Annotated in this window: 16 protein-coding genes and 4 pseudogenes; 9 read left to right on the top strand and 11 right to left on the bottom strand. The window is 69.3% G+C overall.

Annotated features, from left to right (window positions below; all coding sequences use genetic code 11):
• Positions 1 to 101: 101 nt before the first annotated feature.
• Positions 102 to 428 (top strand): annotated as a pseudogene (locus ACWV17_RS29945) (restriction endonuclease); the annotation flags it as partial.
• A gap of 359 nt (positions 429 to 787) precedes the next feature.
• Here the strand turns inward: ACWV17_RS29945 and ACWV17_RS29940 are convergent.
• Entirely contained in the window at positions 788 to 1,561 is a 774-nt protein-coding gene (locus ACWV17_RS29940) for a hypothetical protein (RefSeq protein WP_455362138.1), read from the bottom strand.
• A 150-nt stretch (positions 1,562 to 1,711) separates the two neighbouring features.
• On the opposite strand from ACWV17_RS29940, the pseudogene ACWV17_RS29935 reads away from it, so the two are divergent.
• Together ACWV17_RS29935 and ACWV17_RS29930 are read left to right on the top strand one after the other, a co-directional pair.
• Positions 1,712 to 2,176: pseudogene (locus ACWV17_RS29935) on the top strand (glycoside hydrolase domain-containing protein); the annotation flags it as partial.
• A gap of 172 nt (positions 2,177 to 2,348) precedes the next feature.
• Positions 2,349 to 2,681, top strand: coding sequence for a hypothetical protein (locus ACWV17_RS29930; protein ID WP_455362137.1), 333 nt, complete (start codon positions 2,349 to 2,351; stop codon positions 2,679 to 2,681).
• A gap of 46 nt (positions 2,682 to 2,727) precedes the next feature.
• Here ACWV17_RS29930 and ACWV17_RS29925 read toward each other — a convergent pair whose 3' ends face one another.
• Both ACWV17_RS29925 and ACWV17_RS29920 read right to left on the bottom strand, forming a co-directional pair.
• Positions 2,728 to 3,429 carry a methyltransferase domain-containing protein gene (locus ACWV17_RS29925; protein ID WP_455362136.1) on the bottom strand — a complete coding sequence of 234 codons (702 nt, stop codon included), beginning with the start codon at positions 3,427 to 3,429 and terminating at the stop codon, positions 2,728 to 2,730.
• Between the two features lie 112 nt (positions 3,430 to 3,541).
• Entirely contained in the window at positions 3,542 to 3,934 is a 393-nt protein-coding gene (locus ACWV17_RS29920) for a glycine-rich domain-containing protein (RefSeq protein ID WP_455362154.1), read from the bottom strand.
• A 509-nt stretch (positions 3,935 to 4,443) separates the two neighbouring features.
• Between ACWV17_RS29920 and ACWV17_RS29915 the strand changes: the two genes are divergently transcribed.
• Positions 4,444 to 5,418 carry a transcriptional regulator gene (locus ACWV17_RS29915; protein ID WP_455362135.1) on the top strand — a complete coding sequence of 325 codons (975 nt, stop codon included), beginning with the start codon at positions 4,444 to 4,446 and terminating at the stop codon, positions 5,416 to 5,418.
• Positions 5,419 to 5,490: 72 nt separating this feature from the next.
• Here ACWV17_RS29915 and ACWV17_RS29910 read toward each other — a convergent pair whose 3' ends face one another.
• The 6 genes and pseudogenes from ACWV17_RS29910 to ACWV17_RS29885 all read right to left on the bottom strand — a co-directional run bounded on the left by ACWV17_RS29910 (position 5,491) and on the right by ACWV17_RS29885 (position 11,663).
• Entirely contained in the window at positions 5,491 to 5,781 is a 291-nt protein-coding gene (locus ACWV17_RS29910; RefSeq protein ID WP_455362134.1) for a hypothetical protein, read from the bottom strand.
• A 709-nt stretch (positions 5,782 to 6,490) separates the two neighbouring features.
• Entirely contained in the window at positions 6,491 to 6,631 is a 141-nt protein-coding gene (locus ACWV17_RS29905; protein WP_455362133.1) for a hypothetical protein, read from the bottom strand.
• Between the two features lie 51 nt (positions 6,632 to 6,682).
• Positions 6,683 to 8,602, bottom strand: a complete 1,920-nt coding sequence (locus ACWV17_RS29900) for a UvrD-helicase domain-containing protein (RefSeq protein WP_455362132.1) — start codon at positions 8,600 to 8,602, stop codon at positions 6,683 to 6,685.
• Positions 8,603 to 9,419: 817 nt separating this feature from the next.
• Positions 9,420 to 9,950, bottom strand: a pseudogene (locus tag ACWV17_RS29895) (helix-turn-helix domain-containing protein); the annotation flags it as partial.
• Positions 9,951 to 9,980: 30 nt separating this feature from the next.
• Positions 9,981 to 10,313 carry a glyoxalase superfamily protein gene (locus ACWV17_RS29890; RefSeq protein ID WP_455362131.1) on the bottom strand — a complete coding sequence of 111 codons (333 nt, stop codon included), beginning with the start codon at positions 10,311 to 10,313 and terminating at the stop codon, positions 9,981 to 9,983.
• A 300-nt stretch (positions 10,314 to 10,613) separates the two neighbouring features.
• Positions 10,614 to 11,663 (bottom strand): LacI family DNA-binding transcriptional regulator, encoded by a 1,050-nt coding sequence (locus ACWV17_RS29885; protein WP_455362130.1) that lies wholly within the window; start codon positions 11,661 to 11,663, stop codon positions 10,614 to 10,616.
• Between the two features lie 229 nt (positions 11,664 to 11,892).
• Here ACWV17_RS29885 and ACWV17_RS29880 point away from each other — a divergent pair, with 229 nt between their 5' ends.
• From ACWV17_RS29880 to ACWV17_RS29860, 5 genes and pseudogenes are all read left to right on the top strand, one after another.
• Positions 11,893 to 13,191 carry an ABC transporter substrate-binding protein gene (locus ACWV17_RS29880; protein WP_455362129.1) on the top strand — a complete coding sequence of 433 codons (1,299 nt, stop codon included), beginning with the start codon at positions 11,893 to 11,895 and terminating at the stop codon, positions 13,189 to 13,191.
• Positions 13,192 to 13,271: 80 nt separating this feature from the next.
• The gene (locus ACWV17_RS29875) at positions 13,272 to 14,234 is read left to right on the top strand and encodes a carbohydrate ABC transporter permease (RefSeq protein ID WP_455362128.1); all 963 of its coding nucleotides are present in this window, start codon (positions 13,272 to 13,274) and stop codon (positions 14,232 to 14,234) included.
• Positions 14,231 to 15,112 carry a carbohydrate ABC transporter permease gene (locus ACWV17_RS29870; protein ID WP_455362127.1) on the top strand — a complete coding sequence of 294 codons (882 nt, stop codon included), beginning with the start codon at positions 14,231 to 14,233 and terminating at the stop codon, positions 15,110 to 15,112. Before ACWV17_RS29875 ends, ACWV17_RS29870 begins: the two co-directional genes overlap by 4 nt.
• Positions 15,109 to 16,905: a glycoside hydrolase family 35 protein gene (locus tag ACWV17_RS29865; protein ID WP_455362126.1), complete on the top strand. Its 1,797-nt coding sequence runs from the start codon at positions 15,109 to 15,111 to the stop codon at positions 16,903 to 16,905. Before ACWV17_RS29870 ends, ACWV17_RS29865 begins: the two co-directional genes overlap by 4 nt.
• Before the next feature lie 83 nt (positions 16,906 to 16,988).
• Positions 16,989 to 17,267 (top strand): annotated as a pseudogene (locus ACWV17_RS29860) (sugar isomerase); the annotation flags it as partial.
• On the opposite strand, the gene ACWV17_RS29855 reads toward ACWV17_RS29860, so the two are convergent.
• Positions 17,251 to 17,670, bottom strand: coding sequence for a transposase (locus tag ACWV17_RS29855; RefSeq protein ID WP_455362125.1), 420 nt, complete (start codon positions 17,668 to 17,670; stop codon positions 17,251 to 17,253). The pseudogene ACWV17_RS29860 and the gene ACWV17_RS29855 overlap by 17 nt on opposite strands.
• Positions 17,671 to 17,712: 42 nt before the next feature.
• A partial coding sequence (locus ACWV17_RS29850) for a hypothetical protein (RefSeq protein WP_455362124.1) occupies positions 17,713 to 18,038 on the bottom strand: 326 nt, incomplete at its 5' end.

The raw sequence follows: 18,038 nt of genomic DNA, 5'->3' as shown, positions 1-18,038 counted from the left end.
TTGTCGGTGGTTGCTGGCTGAACTTCCTCTGTCCATGGTGTAGAGACGGGTGGTAGGAACATCGGGGTTGGGGTTCCGTTTCATGTACGACCGGGGGGTCGATGAGCACGTCGGAGCGGTTTTCAGCGTTCCATGCTGAGCCTCTGTTTTCTGAGTTGCCCAAGCCTGCGCAGACGCCTGTGACAGTGGTCGCCCCCATGATGGCCATGCCGCCCACGCTGACGCCCAAGCAGATCCTGGTACACCACTCGGCCGACCAGTGGGAGGAGTTCATCTACGAGTGGGTGAGCGTGCTCAAGGAGGCCGAGTACGTGGAAGTGGTAGGCATGGGGGGAGCCAATGACGGTGGTGCGGACATCGCCGCGTTCCTGACCAAGGACAAGACCGACGGTCCCTGGCACTGCTTCCAGTGCAAGCACTACGGCAAGGCCATCGGCGCCGCTACCGCGTACCCAGAGATCCTCAAGATCCACTCTGCGGCACGATGTCGGTGGCCGCGGCGAAGGACACAAGCGCGGCCGGGCAAGCGGCCCGGTCCGGCCCACAGGTTCGGGGTGCGTGTGCTGGAGCCGTGCCAGAGGCTGTCCGGCGGGTCCGGCGCCGACATCGACGCACTGCCCGCCGCGCACCCCGAGGCCGACTGGGAGCAGCTACGCACGGTGGAGAAAGGCCAGCGCTCCCCCCTCGCCGCACTGGCGAAGCAGGCCGCCCCGGCCTGAACCGGGCCGCTGTTCGTCGACGCCGCCTCCCCCGTGTCCGGTGGGAGGGGCGGCGTCGCCGTACGCGCTCAGCTGCGGCGGCGGAACAGGCCGCGGCGGGGCCTGCCCGGCTCCTGGCCGCGATCGTCCTCCGGGGCCGACTGCATTGCGGCCTGCTCACGGGCGACTTCGGGGGCTTTCTGCCGGGCGATGTCGTCGGCGCGGCAGGGACCGCACACGGACAGATCGCCGGCCTTCGGACCTCGCTGTGCATGGTGGTCTCCTCCCAGCGCCGGTCGGTGAACTTCTGCCCGCACCGTTTGCACACCGGCCGCTCCGCCTCCCGTTGGGGCCTCCTCGGAGCGGCGGTCGATCTCCAGCAGCACCGGCACCTTCGAGGCCGGCGCCCGCATCACCAGGTCCGCCCTCTGTACGAACCCGCCTGCGAGCCGGTGCCCGACCTCGGTCTGGAAGGCAAGCGGGTGCCCGATCCCGGCGCGGTGCAGTTCGGCGGCCGTCGAGGTGACCGCCGCGGCGTGGTCGTCGTAGCCGCCCGCGAGCAGTTCCCCGGTGACCGGGTCGTACTCCTCCTTGCGCAGCACCGAGACCCGTATGCCCTTCGGCTCCAGCAGCTTCTTCGCCTCGCGGTGTCCTCGGGCAGTGAGTACCCACACCTGCCGCTGGTCGTCCGGGACCGATTCGACCCTCACCAGGTTGTCCTCCAAACCCAGGAGGTTGTCCCGCCTGAGCTTGTCGTGCCGGCTGTCCGGGCGGGTCAGCTTCCACAACTGATCGGGCGTCGCCCGCTGGAAGATGCCGAGGGCTTGCAGCAGCTCCCCCTTCGCGGTCCTGTCGCGTGGCATCTGCCGCACACGAACAGGTTTGATCGCGACAGCACCGGGCGCTGGCTGGTGGAACGACCGCTGGTGCGATCTGCCAGACTGGGCCGGAATTGGTTGCGGTCCCGCTCCGGAGTACCGGAGCTCGATTTGACATGTCGTATGGGGTGGGGAATGCCGAAGCACCGGTTGTCCAGGAAGAACCGTTACATCGCCTTGGCGGCAACGGGTGCCGTCGTCGTGGCCGGTGCCGGGGTCGCGGCGCAGACCTCGATGGCCGCCCCGGCGTGGCCGGCGCAGAAGACCTACACGGGCCGGGCGTTCGACGCCTGCACGGCGCCCTCGCTCACCGCGATGAAGGCATGGAAGAGCGACGCCTACTACGGCGGCGTCGCGGTCTACGTCGGTGGCAAGAACCGCGGCTGCGCCCAGCCCAACCTGACCAAGTCCTGGGTGAAGTCGCTCGACACGCTCGGCTGGCGGGTCATCCCTCTGATCGGCCGACCGGTCGAGAGACTGTACTCGGTAGCCGAACCCGCGCAGCGCCACGCGCTTCGGGTCTCGGCGATCTCCTACGCGGGAACGGTCGGCGTCGGTGTGTGCTCCGATCCCGAGGCGCTCCCGGGGGTCGCCGGGCTCGCCGACGCGATCAGCGGCTCGATCGCCGAGCTGCGGCGGGCTGCGATCGGATGACGTCGGCGCAGCAATGTCCGTCAAGGTCGCAAAGACTTCTCGACGCGCTGCAGGGGGTGTGCGTCGCGCGGCGCTTTTGGCCGATGAGGATCTGCCGGAGGGACCTGACTTCCAGGGCGTGGTGCACCTGGTGGCGGCGATCGGTCTGGGGCCGGAGGAGGTCGGGGCCGAAGCGCTGGCAGAAGCGTTCGCTGCTACCGGAATGTCCGGGCCGGCCGTCGAGGACTGGGCGCTGATGCTGGGCGCGGCCGAGCGCGGCGAGGGACCGCCGCTGGAGTGGGAGCTGCTCGACGGGCGTACGGATCTGCTGGGGCAGGTCGAGCTGGCGAGTGACGAGGAGCTGATGCGGGCGCGGACCGTGCTGATCGGCCTGCGGCCGTTCGACGCGATGTACATCATGCACGACATCTTCATGCCGGACACGCCGGCGCTGGATGCCTGCAGCAGATGATCATGGAGGGGGCCGTGGGCCTGGTGTCTGCAGAGCTGACCCTGTTCTAGGGCAGGTGGTACGCGCTCACCAGCAGCGTGGCGGCGGTGCGCAGCTCATCGGTGGTGGCGGGCAGCACGTCGATGCTGATCTTTGTGAACCCGGCCTCGTCGAGCAGCTTGGTCCACACGTGCTCCTGAAGCACCCAGCGGCGCATCGTGGCCGTCTCGCCGTCCGGCGTCTTCGCCGGGACATCGGCGGGCACGTCATCGGGCTGGGCAGGAGCACCGCTCAGGTAGTGGGCGAGCGTTGCGAACACCAGGCACCCGCCCGGCTTGAGGGCGGCGGCCGCTGCTGGCAGCAGTTCGCGTGGGTCGGTGAAGTCGAGGGCGCCAAAGACGCTGTACAGCACGTCGTACGTGCCGGTCATCGCGTGCAGATGCGGCACGGCGTCGGACGGCACGATGCGCAGGCGCGGCGCAAGGTGGGCGTACAGGCCGGTGGCCATGGCGTACTGGGCCGGTGAGGCGTCGATGGCGGTGACCTGGGCGGGCTGGTGGTGTGCTGCCAGGTATGCGGCGTGCCGGGCTGCTCCGGCGCCGAGGTCGCCCACACAGCGGTCAGTCAGGTCACCCAGGACCTCAGGGCCGGGCCCGGCGTCCTGGCCCCAGTTCCAGTAAAAGGTGGCAGGAACGGCGCGGTCACTGGCGGCCCGGGCGCGGCCGTAGTGGTGCCAGAGGTCTGCAGTGCTGGTGGTCACCCCGCCCATCCTGGCGGCCCGAAACCGGGCGGTGGGCGGATTCGCGGAAATCTCACCCGGGCGTGCCGCCTGGGGGCCCGGTCGTATGGCCAGGGCCCCCGGGGCGGTCGTGCTGCGGGGGTCAGTGCGAGTCGCTGCCGGGGTGGCAGGGGCCGCAGTCGGCGGCGTCCGTCCACAGCGGCAGGTCGACCTCCCAGCCGTCGGTGGCGATGATGTGGGCCGTCTTCATCACGGAGCCGTCGTTCTTCATGTCGGTCTTGGGCACGTGGTGCAGAAACCGCCCGCCGTTGAAGTTTTCGCAGAGTTCGGCGTATGCCACGGTGTCAAGGATGACCGTGTGGGCGCCGATGTCGACGAGCTTGCTGGGCGCGAGGCCCAGCGACTCGCCCCGGTGGTTCATGGCGGTCAGCAGGTACGCGTACCCCTGGCCGAGGACCCTGGCGGCCATGACGGAGTCGTAGGGGTAGTCGCGCATGAGGAGCCCGACCTGCTTGTCCCACAGGTCGGCCGGCACGACGTCCCGTGCGGAGCGGACCGGGCCGGTCGTCGGGTCGGCGCCGGGAAAGATGCGGCTGCGGCGGTTGCCATGGTGTGCCTCCGATGGACGGTGGCCCCGCGGTTCCGGGGCGGTGTACACAGGACACCTCCCCGGCCGGCTGATATGTGATCAACAGCCATGCTGTGCAAGGAGTTTGCACATCGTGCAAGCGGTATCGACTGCGGTGCCGGGCGTCCGTACCGTGGAAGGCTCCCGGTCGCGCAGCGCGTGGGAGGGGCGGCCTGTGCCCGTTGACCCGCTCTGGAACACCCGAAGGGCGCGCGAGTTGGCCGCGCAGCGGCGTCCCGGCGCCCTCATCCGCCTCGGCCGAGCGCAGCATCAGGGTCGTCGACCTGGCTTTGGTACACCGGGCCGCGCTCGAAATCGGCGTTCCGCGACACGTCTTGGTGAGTTCGCTTGCGCCACCTGCCCCGGCGGCACCGGCGGCCACTACAGTGACGGCCAGTCACGCCGAGGAGGACCCGATGCGTCGCCGTACGCTGCTCACCGCCACGGCGGCCGCGGGGCCCGCCGCGCTGTTGCTGGGGCTGGACCAGGCTCTGGCCGACACTCCGGCACCGACCGGCAACGGGCCGCTGGACGGGCGGCTGGCCGCCGCTAGGGAGCTGTACGACAGGGGCGCGCACGCACGGCTGCTCGCCGTCCTGCCCGGGCTCATCGCAGACGGGCACGCTGCCGCCGCCTCCCGCCGGGAACTCGATCAGGCGCGGCTGTCTTCGGTGTACAGCCTGGCCGCCGCCGTGCTGAGCAAGCTTGGCTCCTACGAGCAGGCCCGGCTCACCGCGGACCGCGCCCGCACCTGGGCCGAGGTGTCCGGCTCCCCGCTCGCATCGGCGGCCGCCGCCCGGGAGCTGGCAATCGTGCTGCGCCACCAGGACCGCACCCAGGAGGCGCAGCGCCTGATGCAGACGGCGGCCTCGTGCGTGGAGGCGACAGGCCTGCGAACCGAGGCGTCGGCGTCCGCGTACGCGCAGATGCTCTGCACCCTGGCCTACACAGCCGCCCGCGGCGGGCAGCGCACCGAGGCCCTGGCGATGACCCAGGAGGCCCGCCGCGCCGCACGCCGCCTGCCTCAGGCCGCTCCACCGGGCCGGCTGTTCCCCATCAGCCCGGCCGCCGTCGACCTGTACGCGGTCGGCGTGCACTGGGCCCTCGGCGACGCGGGCGCCGCCCTGGAAGCCGGGAAGGACCTGCGGCCCGCGCAGTTCCCGACGGCCGAGCGCAAGGCCCGCCTGGGCACCGACATGGCACGGGCCTGGTGGGCCTGGCAGCGGCCTGAGCAGACCGCCCGCACGCTGCTGGACGCCTACCGGGCCAGCCCCGGCGAGGTCCGCGACCGGCCCGCGATCCGCCGCATCGTCACCGAACTGGCCGAGCGGCACCCGCACACCAGCGGCGTCCGGGAACTGCACCGCGCCGTGACGGCGCGGGCCGGCTGAGTGCCCTTTGTCGGGGGCTCGGCCCGAAGGTTCGGCCGATCCCCCTGCACTGCGAGTGGAGAAGCCCCTTAATCAGGTCTGCTCACTCACGAATCGCTCCACCTTCATGTCGATGAGTGAGTCCATCGCGTCCAACTGTCGGGCCGCTGCGACGAGTTGATCGTACTCAGCACGATGGATGGAGATGTGGAAGTACTCGATTACGTGCGCGAGATCGTCCAGGGCCATATCGGTCTCGTCGTTATCGACGAGACCGATGACCGATGCCAGTGACCTCGCCGGGATCTTCTGGTCGGCCATACGTCGTGCGATGTTCTCGGCAACGGAACGGATGAGCGTGTCGGGTGAATTCGGCGAATTCATGTGAGGAGACCCTTCTCCGCGCCTGGAGGTCGCATGTCAGCCCGTCCTGTTGATTGATGTAAGCGGTCGTCACGCCGAGCGGTTTTCCGTCCGGCGCGGCAGTGGTGCGGTAGTGAACCGTGACGGTGTACTTCTTCTTACGGCATCCGCAGCCGGTCCAGTAGGAGTACGTGATGTCGTACTTGCCGTTGTAGATGCCGCCCCAAGCGTTCCTCTATTTGCCTGAGATGAGCGCCTTCTTGAGGTCGCTGAGCATGGTGGAGCTGGAGCGTCAGGCGGATTTCTCTCCCTTCCCGACGTGCTTGTCCCTGATGTGCCGAAGGCCGAACTTCCCGTACGTGACCCCGTTCGCCTTGACGTTGGACGTACTGCCCTCACGGAGCGTCAAGGGTCCGGTTGCCCCCTGCATGACGGCGGGGGTCGCAGCGTCGTTGGACGTTGCGACCCCCGAGCCGGGCCCCGGGGGTGTCATGGCCGCCTCGGCGTGGAGGTCCTGGCGCGACGCGCTCGAGCTCCACGCGGTCCGGCTCGGACATGCCCAGGGTGGTGCTGACCTGATTGTTACGGTCACTGGATGGAAAGGTGGGACGAGAGCGACGTACGCGCTCGGATACGGGAGATGGCAGCACGGGACCCGAAGCGGACACGCTTCGGGTCGGCTACGCACCGGTACGAACTGGCGCCCGCGCTGCCGGAGCCGCCGTGGCTTTCAGCGGCGGGCTGCCTCGTGCAGGTGCTTGCGCAGCTGTGCGCGCAGTTGCGGCAGGGAAGCGCTCGCGCCGAGCCGCCGCAGGAAGTCGGCGGCATCCCAGGTGATCAGGCCGCCCTGGCGGGAGAGGTACAGGCCCACCTGGTCGATGCCGAACTGGTCGTCGTAGTCCAGCAGGAGGTATCCGGCGAGCTAGTAGATCTCCTCGCGGCCCATACGGCGGGGGTCCTTGGTGGCTTTGCAGTCCAGCAGGAGGCCGCCGAGGATGTAGTCGGCGCCGCCGATGTCGCCGCTGCCGGCGAAGACCGGACCGCACACGCGGGCCCTTTGCGGTAGAGCCCGGAAAGCGGCGAACGGACCGCCGTCGGCCAGCCGCATCTGCTGGTCGATGTCGGTCACGACGTACTCGGGGACCGCCTCGGTGAGGTCGCCCAGGGTCGTGGCGGGGGTGGCCTGGGTGAGCATGCTGAAGCGGCGGATCTCACCGGTACGGGCGATGTCCTCGAAGAAGCCGGCAACGAAGCACAGCCGGATGAGCGCGTTCTCGTCCAGGCTGCTGGGGTCGGCGAGGTAAGCGTCGACGGTGGCCAGCAGCTCCAGGCCCGCCGCGTGCAGGGCCTTGCGGGCCCCACGAGCCGGTGCGCCGCGCAGCGGTCCGGTGTCGTCGAGGAGCATGGCACCTCCGACAACAGCCAGTCCGAGCCGCCCGCCGAGGCTGAGGCGGAGGCGGTAATCGATGGCGTGCCCGAGGGCCGACCAGTTCGGGTACTGCACGTCGATCGGCTGCACCGGGTGCGGGAGGCCGGCGATGCGCGCCTGATAGTCGCGGACCAGGTTCTGGCTGTAGGGCAGGTGAGCGGCCATGAACTGCGAGAGAGGTGAGGAGTCGTACTTCAGCTGCCCGGTCAGGCTCAGCTCGATCATCGGCCGCCCGGCCACCGTGCCGTCCCGGCCGGCGCCGGCCATGGTCTTCTCGTACTCGTCGATCCAGGCGATGCCCTCGGTGTCCAGCAGATGGCGGGCGCGGGTGACCGCGACGTAGATCAGGCGGGCCTCGCTCGCATTCAGCGCACGCTGCAGACCGTGGTCGTCCACCGACGGGGCCATGAAGCCCTTGCCGATGCGCACCGACGGCCACTCCCGTCCCTTGGCCTTGTGCGCGGTGGAGACGGTGACCTGCGCCTTCTCCTCCGGGGACAGGCGGTCCACCGCGGCGATGATCTGGTCGGGGCCGTAGGTGTCGACCAGCTGCACGATCGCTTTGAGGTCCTGGCCGGCCTTGTCCTGCTCGGCGTACTCCTGCACCTCGCCCCAGGAGGAGAACAAGAACAGCTCCGGGTGGCTGGTGCGCTGGCCCGCTTTGAGCTCGAGTGCGGCCTTGGCGATGCGCTGCAGCGCGCTGCCCCCGCCGGTCAGCGCCACGGGGATGCCGAGCTCCAGGTAGGACAGGACTTCGCTCATCGCGTCCACGTTGCCCCGGCACAGCACCGCCTCGGGTTGCGCCACCTCGCCCACGCGGGAGCCGGGGCCGTGGCCAGTCAGCTGCATCTCCGACTCGGCGTGCCCCAGCCACCGGTTGGCTACCTCGGCGATGGCCGGGCCGAAGCGGAAGGACTGGGTCAGGCGCAGCTGCTCGGCCGGGAAGCCGGTCATCACATCGCGCGCGTTGCGCCAGCCGTAGATCTGCTGGGCCGGGTCCCCGACACACACCCGCTGCGCGGGCTGGGCGAGGAAGACCTCCTCCAGTACCGGGTTGGTGTCCTGGGCCTCGTCCAGCAGGACGAAATCCGCCCCGAGCTGCGGGGAGGTCATCGCCCACAGCTTCATGTAGTGGTCGTGCTCGAACCGCAGCCTGCCCGCGGGCGAGCAGATGTCCTCCCACGCACGATGCGCGTAGGGCAGGAGGGTGCGTGCCACATACTCCTGGCCCTGGGTTTCGAGGCCGTTGATCGGCTCCATGTGGCGGGCCATGACCTGCCGGTCAGTGGTATAGCAGAACTTGCGGACCATGCCCATCACCAGGCGCGCCTGGTGGGTGACCTTGATGCTCCGGGAATTGACGTCAAGGTCGTGGGTGATGCCGAGCAGGCGAGCGGTGTGCTTGGCAGGCATTCGCGCCGAGGCATCCACCGCTCCCGGTAGTGGTGGCCGACGGCACGGAAGGCCAGGGAGTGCGCGGTACGGCATTCCACATTGGACCCGAATCGCCCGCGGGCGTCATCGGCGATCGCCCGGTTGAACGCCACATACAACCCACGTTTGCGGGTGGCGGCACCCATCAGGATCAGCGTGGACGTCTTGCCCGTCCCCGCCCCGGCGACCAAGGCCAGGTCCCGGCCGGAGGCGAACACCTCACGGGCAACCTGCTGCTCCTTCGTCGGCTCCATGGCCATGAATTCCTCCCTGGGAAGCGCAGCTTCATGTACCGCAGCCCCAGAAACTTCCCCACTCCTGACCAACCGTCAATACAGCCATACGTTCGGTAACCGGTTCTGGCCAGTCACAGGGAGTGCACGCCCGGCGACACCAACGCTGCGCGTGCAGGTTTCACCGGCCCGTTGGCGACACGCCGCAGGCGCAGGCGCAGGCCAACTTCTTTGGGTTTCAGGGGCGTTGTCAGTTCCGGACCCTATGCTGCCGCGGATGAAGGAACCGTCGGGCGCCCTTGCTGGGAACCCGGAACGTGATCATATGAGAGTGCGGGATGGCGACGTGTACCCGCTGGGCCAAGTCGACCAGGCGCCCATGCCGCCGCAAGGCCTCGGAATGGCCCCGCTACGACGATCTTCCCGCCCCCCGTGGTGGCGTGCGCCAGCCACCTCACGCCGGCGGAATGGGCTGTCTGCCAGGAAGCCCGCGTCCGGGCACACGCCGAGCACGCCGCCCGCCGGGCAGCGGAACTGGCTGCACGCGAAGAACAGGGCGGCAGGGGTTCACGGTCTCGGTCCTTGTGCTTGCCGGCGCGGTCGGCCCACTGACGGCCCGGATGTGGCTGGAGGTTCAGCGGCCCGAACTCGTCCAGGCATAAGACCACCTCCGGCTCTCCTTCCTCAGGTATGACCTCGCCGTCGGCGATCGCGTAGAGATGCTCGACGCGCGCCTTCTTGGCCGCGTAGTCCGGGTCGCGGGAGGTCTTTCAGGTCTTCACGCGTTGAAAGGAGACGCCTTCCTCGCGGAGCAGGATGCGCAGGCCCTCGTGGCTGATGTCGTCGGCCACCCCTCGGCGACCAGGAAGTCCGCCAGCTTGGTCAGGCTCCAGGTCGAGAACGGCAGGCCGTGTTCAGCCGGCCGAGACTTGGCGATCTTCTTGACCTCTCGGCGTTCGGGAAGGCTGAAGGTCTTCGGCCGGCCGCCTTTGTACTTCAGGTAGAGGCAGTCGAAGCCGTCGGATGATCCGCAGCAGCCATCTGCCCTCGTCATCATCGATCTCACGGACGCGTACTCGTTCTGCGACCAGCACAGTTTCGCTGCCTCGCGCTACCGGCAGTGTTCATTCCGCAGGAGTGCCCACCCGTAGGCGGTTGCCGTCAGGATCACGCAGCTCAATCTCGCGTGCCCATGGAGCGTCCTTCGCTCGGACACCGAACTCCTCCGCGATGGCGTCGACTTCACGTACGCGGAGGTAGAGCAACGTGTCGGGACGGGCGTCGCCTTTGTGCTCTGACAAGAACAACCTGACCCTGCCACGGGCCACCTCCACGAACGCGGGAAGCCCCGGCTCAAAGCGATGTTCCCACTGCTGGGCGAAGCCCAGACGGCCGTACCACGCGACCGCCGCAGCAGCGTCCTCGACGTGAAGAATTGGAATGACTTCCTCGTCCATGTGGCCCATCGTCCCAGACGACGGACAGGGCAAACGTTGCCTGATGCGGCACTAGTGGGCACTAGTGGGGGCGAGGACCGAGGCGGTGGTGAAGCCGCAGGCCGCCGCCAAGACGGTTGACGGAACGTCAACCGCTGCCACCTGAACTCCGGAGCCGGCGTCATGCGCCTCCCGGCAGCCGCGGACGGCCGTCGGCGGAGGGGCGCCCCGCGGCGTCGCTGGGCCCTCGGAGGCAGGCGGACTCCCCGGCTGGTGCCCCCACGCCCCGGGGCATGCCCGCATCGTGAAGGACGGGCGACGTCAGTCGCAGCGGACGGCCGTCCCTGCTGCCGGGCCCGTGCTCGTGCGGACGATCAGTTCCGGTTCCACCGACGCCGGTGCGAGCGCCGCCTCCGGATCGTCGATGTGCCGCAGCAGATGGCCGACCGCCAGCGCTCCCATCTCCGCGAACGGCTGCGCCACCGTCGTCAGCGACGGCGAGCAGTACTCGGCGAGGGCGATGTCGTCGACCCCGACGACCGAGATGTCGTCCGGCACTCGCCGGCCCAGCTCGTGCAAGGCCCGGATCACGCCGAACGCCATCTCGTCGCTGGCGACGAAGACCGCGGTCACCTCGGGAATGCGGCCCAGGATCAGGCCGTTGCGGTACCCGGACGAGGGCGACCAGTCGCCCTTGAGCTCCGGCGGTACGGTCCTGCCCTCCGCCTCCAACGTCTCCCGCCAGCCTTGCAGGCGGCTGGCCGCGTCGAGCCATTCGCCCGGGCCCGCGACATGCCAGACCGTCTCGTGTCCGAGGTCGAGCAGGTGGCGCGTCGCCAGGCGCGCGGCCTGCGACTGGTTGATGGCCACGACCTCGGACGCCTCGGTGCGCGAGCCGTCGATGGTGACCGTGGGCAGTGAATGGGTGAGCTGCTCGATGCGCGGGCTCACGTGGGTGAGCGGGATCGCCAGGATGATCCCCTCGACCCGCTGGTCCGCGAGCCGGGAGAGCGCGCCCTCGACGGCCGAGGTGTCGAGCGAGGCGGTCGACGCAGTGGACACCGCGTAACCGGCCGCCCGCGCGGCACTCTCGATACCGAAGGTCAGTGTCAGCCGGGAGTAGAACGTCGTCTGCAGCGTCACCACGCCGATCGTCCGGCTGCGCCCGGACGAGAGGATCTGGGCCGCGCTGTTCATGCGGTAGCCGAGCTGGTCGACGGCGGCGAGCACCTTCACGCGGGTCCGCTCCCGGACGTTGGGATGCCCGGACAGGACGCGCGAGACGGTCTGCGAGGAGACCCCTGCGACCTGGGCCACGTCGGCCATGCCGGGCGGTCGCCCGCCGCCCTCGCCACCGTTCACTGTCCGCATTCGGCTCTCTCCTCGTTCCTACGGACGAATGATACCGGCCTCATCCGTATGAGATCGAGCCGGTCCAGCATGCGATGCATGTATTGGCATCGATAACATTCTCTGTCATAGTTCCGGCCAGCAGTGCGAAAGCGGGGCCGTCGACGGCTTCCGCTGCACATCGATCCAGCAGCAGACCCCGCCGATCGTGTCCGGGTCTGATCCCTGCCCACGTTCACAAGGAGGGGCCATGAAGAAGTCTCGTATGCCCTCGGCGGGCGTCGCCGCAGTCGTCGCGCTCGGGCTGGCACTCAGCGGATGCTCGTCGGCCGGAGAGGACTCCGCCGGCGGCGGTGAGCCGGCGTCCCTGACGTTCTGGGGCTGGTCGCCCGGTTACGCCGACGCGGTCAAGGCGTTCAACAAGGCGCACCCCGACATCAAGGTCACGTACCAGGAGGTGCAGCCCGGCGCCAAGGGCGGCTACCAGAAGATGCTGAACGCGGTCCAGGCCGGCAACGCGCCCTGCCTGGCCCAGGTCGGCTACGAGACCCTGTCGAGCTTCGCCGCCCAGGGCGCCGTAGAGGACGTCTCGAAGCACGCGAACGCCGACAAGGACGACTTCCAGCCAGCCGCCTGGCGCTCGGTCTCTCTGGGCGAAGCGGTCTACGGGGCGCCCGTCGACACCGGCCCGATGGCCCTGTTCTACAACAAGAAGGTCTACGACTCGCTGGACCTGAAGCCCCCGGCGACCTGGGACGAGTACAAGGCCCAGGCCAAGAAGATCCACGCCTCGGACCCCGAGCGCTACATCTCCTCGCCGTACATGAACTACGACTACGCCGGCCTGTCCTGGCAGGCGGGCGCCGACTGGTTCGGCATCGACGGCGACGCCTGGAAGGTCGACCTCGCCTCGAAGGCCAACCAGAAGGTCGCGGACTACTGGCAGGGCATGGTCGACGAGGGCCTGATCAGCAGCGCGCCCATGTACGACCAGGCGTGGTACACCGGTCTTGGGAGCGGTAACATCGCGACCGTCGTCGGAGCCGTGTGGCAGGCGGGCGTCATCAAGGGCGGGGTGAAGGACGGCGCCGGTGACTGGGCCGTCGCGCCGATGCCGCAGTGGAAGGCCGGCGACACGTCCGTCGGCAACGCCGGCGGGTCCGCCACGGCCGTCCTCAAGGGCTGCAAGTCCACTCAGGCCGCCTGGACGTTCGCCCACTGGCTGAGCACCGACCGCACCGCCTACGGCGACCTCGTCACCAAGGCGTCGCTGTACCCGGCGGCTCCCGCCCTGCTCGACCTGCCGCAGCTCACGGCCGCGGACCCGTACTTCGGTGGCCAGAAGATCTACGACGTCTTCGCCGCGGCGGCGCCCGAGGTCAACGCCGACTGGACCTGGGGCCCGGTCATGACCAAGACCACCGCCGACCTCGACGACGGTCTTGGCAAGGCGTGGGCCGGCAAGGGCGCCTTCAAGGACGCCCTGACCAACGCCCAGGACAAGACGGTCGCCGAACTCAAGAACCAGGGCATGAAGGTGGCCGAGTAACCAGGCGCACCAACGGGCGGCCGGGCCCGTCGATCGGGCCCGGCCGCCGCCCACGCACTGCCTCGAACGGGAAGCAACTCGTGACCACAACAGTCAGGGCGGCGAAGACCGCCGCACCACCGCGTCAGACACAACCGCTGCCACGGCGGCGCGGGCGGGAGACAGCGCTCACCCGGCGCACGCTGCTGCTGTTCGGCGGGCCGTTCGTGCTCCTGTTCGTGGCGATGTACATCGCCCCGATCGTCTACGCGACAGTGAGCAGCCTCTACGTCGTCAAGCGCTCCGGCCTCGGACTCACCGCGCCGACCAGGGAGTTCGACCCGCTGCACAACTTCGCGCAGGCGTTCGGCGACCACGATTTCCTCGCCGCGCTCGCCCGCGTGGGGCTCTTCGCGATCGTCCAGGTGCCTCTCATGCTCGGACTCGCCCTGGGGCTCGCCCTGCTCCTGGACGCGAAGTCGGCACGCGGCAAGGGGTTCTTCCGTCTCGTCGCCTTCCTGCCCTACGCCATCCCGGGCGTCAGCGCGGCCCTCGTCTGGTCGTTCATGTACTCCTCCGGGTCCAGCCCGATCAACCACCTGCTGGAACCGCTCGGCGTCCAGATCCCTTTCTTCACGAGCGGCTCGGTCCTGTGGTCGGTGGCGAACATCGTCACGTGGAGCTGGACCGGCTACAACATGATCATCATCTACAGCGCGTTGCAGACCATTCCCGGCGAGGTGCTCGAAGCGGCCAGGATGGACGGCGCGTCCGCCCTGCGGATCGCGTGGAGTATCAAGATCCCGGCCGTCCGCAGCTCTCTCGTCCTCACCGCCGTGTTCTCCATCATCGGCTCGGCGCAGCTGTTCAACGAGCCAACCGTGCTGCAGCCCATCTCCGGCGGCTCCATCTCCTCCGCCTTCACCCCGATCATGTCCGCTCAGGCCGCCGTCGCCGCGGGCAACTACCCGTACGCCGCGGCCCAGTCGGTCGTCCTGGCCGTCGCCGTGGGCGTGCTGTCCTTCGTCTTCTTCAAGCTGACCAACCGGGGTGAGAACGCATGAGCGCCACGATGACGCGAGGCATCTCCGCGGCCGGAGGGAGACGTGACACGACCGCGACGAGCCGGGTCGTCGTGCTGTCCCTCCTGCTGGTCTCGACCGTGTACTTCCTGTTCCCGCTGTGGTGGCTGCTGGTCTCCGTCACCAAGCCCTTCGGGCGGCAGTTCAGCGGCAACGGGCTGTGGTTCGACGGATTCGGCCTCTTTGAGAACATCGGCCGGCTGACCGCGCAGAGTGACGGCATCTTCTGGCGCTGGATGCTCAACAGCGTTCTGTACTGCGGGATCGGCGCGCTCGTCGGTACCCTGCTGTCCGCCATGGCCGGCTACCTGCTCGCCAAGTACGAGTTCCGGGGCCGGGGCGCGCTGTTCGGCACGGTGCTCGCGGCCGTACTGGTCCCCAAGATCCTGTTCACCCTGCCGCTGTACCTGATGTTCTCCGGCGTCGGACTGATCAACAACCCGCTCGCGGTCCTGCTCCCCAGCATCGTCAGCCCGTTCGGCGTCTACCTCGCGCGCATCTTCGCAGCGCAGTCCGTACCGGACGAGGTGATCGAGGCCGGACGCCTCGACGGGGCGGGCGAGTTCCGCATCTTCCGGACCGTCGCCCTGCCGATGATGCTGCCCGCCCTGGTGACGATCTTCCTCTTCCAGTTCGTCGACATCTGGAACAACTACCTGCTGCCCGCCATGGTGCTCAGCGACGACCAGCTCCAGCCGGTCACCGTCGGACTCGTCGGCTGGAACGCGAGCCATGGGGTGGCCGTGCCGGCGCCGCTCGTCGTCATCGGCTCGCTCATCTCCGTGATCCCCCTGATCGTCGCCTTCGTCGCCCTGCAGCGCTTCTGGCGTGCGGGCATGACCGCTGGAGCCGTCAAGTGAGCCGCACCGCCCCGGACGCCCTGCTGACGTACCCCGACGGGGAACTGCTGCGGGCCGGCCGGCCGCACCGCGTCCTCGCCGGGACGCTGCACTACTTCCGGGTCCACCCCGGCCAGTGGCGCGACCGGCTGGAACGCCTGGCTGCCATGGGCCTCAACACCGTGGACACGTACGTCGCCTGGAACTTCCACGAGCGGCGCCCAGGCGGGCACCGTTTCGACGGCTGGCACGACATCGAGTGCTTCGTCCGTACCGCCCAGGAGACCGGTCTCGACGTCATCGTCCGGCCCGGCCCGTACATCTGCGCCGAGTGGGACAACGGCGGCCTGCCCGCGTGGCTGACCGACCGGCCCGGCATGCGGCTGCGCTCCTCGCACGCCCCCTACCTGGAGGAGGTCGCCCGTTGGTTCGACGTTCTCGTGCCCCGGATCGCCGGGCTCCAGGCCGCGAACGGCGGGCCCATCGTTGCCGTCCAGGTGGAGAACGAGTACGGCAGCTTCGGGGACGACCACGCCTATGTGCGCTGGGTGCATGATGCGCTGGTGGAGCGTGGCATCACCGAGCTGCTGTACACAGCCGACGGTCCCACCGAGCTGATGCTCGACGGAGGCTCCCTGCCCGGCGTCCTCGCCACCGCGACCTTCGGCTCCCGTGCCGGCCAGGCCGCCCAGCTGCTGCGCTCCCGCCGGGAGCGGGAGCCGTTCCTGTGCGCCGAGTTCTGGAACGGATGGTTCGACCACTGGGGCGAGAAGCACCACACCCGCGCCGCGGAGAGCGCCGCCTCCACCCTGGACGAGATCCTCAGCGAGGACGGCTCCGTCAGCCTCTACCCGGCACACGGCGGCACCAACTTCGGGCTGTGGGCCGGCGCCAACCACGACGGCGGCTCCCTTCAGCCCACCGTCACCAGCTACGACTCCGACGCGCCGATCGCCGAACACGGCGCTCTGACCACGAAGTTCCACGCGATGCGGGACCGGCTGCTCGCCGCCACCGGGGCCGAGGCGCGCCCCCTGCCCGAACCGCCGCGCCTGCTTCCGCCGCGCACCCTGGAGGTCACGCGGCGGTCCGGACTGCTTCGCGCACTGGAAGCCGTCTCCGACACCGTCGCCTCACCGGATCCGCTGAGCTTCGGGCAGCTCGGCCAGGCGTCCGGGCTCGTCCTGTACCGCGCCCACCCCGTACTGCCGCCCGGCACGGTCGGTCTGAACGTGTCCGGGCTGCACGACCGCGCGCAGGTCTTCGTCGACGGCGTGCCCGCCGGGGTGCTGGAACGGGAGACCGGCTCCCTCACTCTCGACGGTGAGGGCGGCTGCGTCCGCCTGGAGCTGCTCGTCGAGAACCAGGGACGCATCAACTACGGTCCGCTGCTGGGCCAGGGCAAGGGCATCCTCGGCGGCGTGCGCATCGAGCGCCGCCTCGTCCACAACTGGACGATGCACCCGCTCCCGCTGGACGAGTGGACCCCCGGCGACCTCGACCGGGCGGCGCAGGCAGCACCCGGCGAGGGGACGACGGGCTTCGCCACGACCGCCTTCACCGCGGACGGCACCAGCGACACGTTCCTCGCATTCCCCGGCTTCGGCAAGGGCTTCGCCTGGATCAACGGCTTCCTCCTGGGCCGCTACTGGAACATCGGCCCCCAGTCCACGCTCTACCTCCCGGCACCGCTCACCGTCGCGGGCGAGAACACCCTCACCCTGCTCGAACTGGATCACTACGGCGACACGGTGGAACTTCGCGACGCCCCCGAGCTCGGCCCGCCGGAGGAGTACATCGAAACGTTCGCCTGACAGCCACCGCTGGGCTTCAGCCACCGTGACAGGGCGTTCGCCCTTCTCACCTCACCACCCACTCTCCGAACGAGGAGTTCCGCGTGACCGCCCCCGACGCATCCCGTACCTCGGTCGAAATCGTTTCCCAGCCGGACACCTGGAGGCGAGCGGCCGAGTCCGTCGGCTCCCTCGCCGCCGTCCTGCCCCGGCGTGGCGAGCGGGTCGCCGTCGTCGGCTGCGGCACCTCCTGGTTCATGGCCCTCGCCTACGCGCACCTGCGCGAGAGCGGCGGCCACGGCGAGACCGACGCGTTCGCCGCCTCCGAATTCCCCACCGGCCGTGCCTACGACCGGATCCTGGCCATCACGCGGCCAGGCAGTGCTCGATCAGACTGCCGGTGTAGCCGCCGTCGGCCCAGACCAGGGCCAGGCGATGGTGAGCGGCAGCCACCTGTTCCAGCAGGATGTGGGCAGCGGCGCGATCGCCCACATCCGTAACGGTGACCATCACGCCCAGCAGCAGGCCGAGGGTGTCGACCACGACGTGCCGCTTGCGTCCGTTGACCAGCTTGCCGCCGTCGAAGCCACGGGTGCCGACGCCGACCACGGCATCCGCCTTGACCGACTGCGAATCAATCATCCCAGCCGTCGGCAGGGCATCGTGCCCTGCCCTCTCCCGGACCTGCCCGCGCACCCGGTCATGGAACTCCCGGATCAGGCCGCGATCGCGCCAGCGGCGGAAGAACGCATAGACCCGGTCCCACGGCGGGAAGTCGGCTGGCATCGCCCGCCACTTGATGCCGTTGTCCCAATGCCGTTGCTTGAGCTACTGAAGTATCGCGGGCGCAAGGGCGATGACCTTCTCGGGAACCCGTCGAGTGCCTCGCCTGGCCTGGTCTTTCTTGCGCACGATGTACTGCGACACCGGATGGCGGGTGTAGCGGTCCGCCTCGCGTAGCCGCCGGAGGCCGTTGTCGAGCTTGCGCACGACTTTCGTGGCCATCCGCTTCATGAACTGCCGCAGATGGCGGGTCGACCGGCCTGCCTGGAGGACGACGCTGCGTCGTGTGTGCTTGAGGACCTTGACGAACGAGATCCGGTCGGGGTCCAGACCCTCGCCGTCGGCCAGCCGCATGATGATCCGGTTCAGGC

This window comes from Streptomyces mabaensis (assembly GCF_053763515.1).
This window is presented reverse-complemented; position numbering and strand designations above follow the sequence as displayed.

What these genes read in the sequence shown, in the direction of transcription:
- ACWV17_RS29940 (WP_455362138.1), bottom strand. Translation starts at nt 1,561, where the DNA reads ATGCCACGCGACAGGACCGCGAAGGGGGAGCTGCTGCAAGCCCTCGGC.
- ACWV17_RS29925 (WP_455362136.1), bottom strand. Translation starts at nt 3,429, where the DNA reads ATGGGCGGGGTGACCACCAGCACTGCAGACCTCTGGCACCACTACGGC.
- ACWV17_RS29915 (WP_455362135.1), top strand. Translation starts at nt 4,444, where the DNA reads ATGCGTCGCCGTACGCTGCTCACCGCCACGGCGGCCGCGGGGCCCGCC.
- ACWV17_RS29910 (WP_455362134.1), bottom strand. Translation starts at nt 5,781, where the DNA reads ATGAATTCGCCGAATTCACCCGACACGCTCATCCGTTCCGTTGCCGAG.
- ACWV17_RS29900 (WP_455362132.1), bottom strand. Translation starts at nt 8,602, where the DNA reads ATGCCTGCCAAGCACACCGCTCGCCTGCTCGGCATCACCCACGACCTT.
- ACWV17_RS29890 (WP_455362131.1), bottom strand. Translation starts at nt 10,313, where the DNA reads ATGGACGAGGAAGTCATTCCAATTCTTCACGTCGAGGACGCTGCTGCG.
- ACWV17_RS29885 (WP_455362130.1), bottom strand. Translation starts at nt 11,663, where the DNA reads ATGCGGACAGTGAACGGTGGCGAGGGCGGCGGGCGACCGCCCGGCATG.
- ACWV17_RS29880 (WP_455362129.1), top strand. Translation starts at nt 11,893, where the DNA reads ATGAAGAAGTCTCGTATGCCCTCGGCGGGCGTCGCCGCAGTCGTCGCG.
- ACWV17_RS29870 (WP_455362127.1), top strand. Translation starts at nt 14,231, where the DNA reads ATGAGCGCCACGATGACGCGAGGCATCTCCGCGGCCGGAGGGAGACGT.
- ACWV17_RS29855 (WP_455362125.1), bottom strand. Translation starts at nt 17,670, where the DNA reads ATGCCAGCCGACTTCCCGCCGTGGGACCGGGTCTATGCGTTCTTCCGC.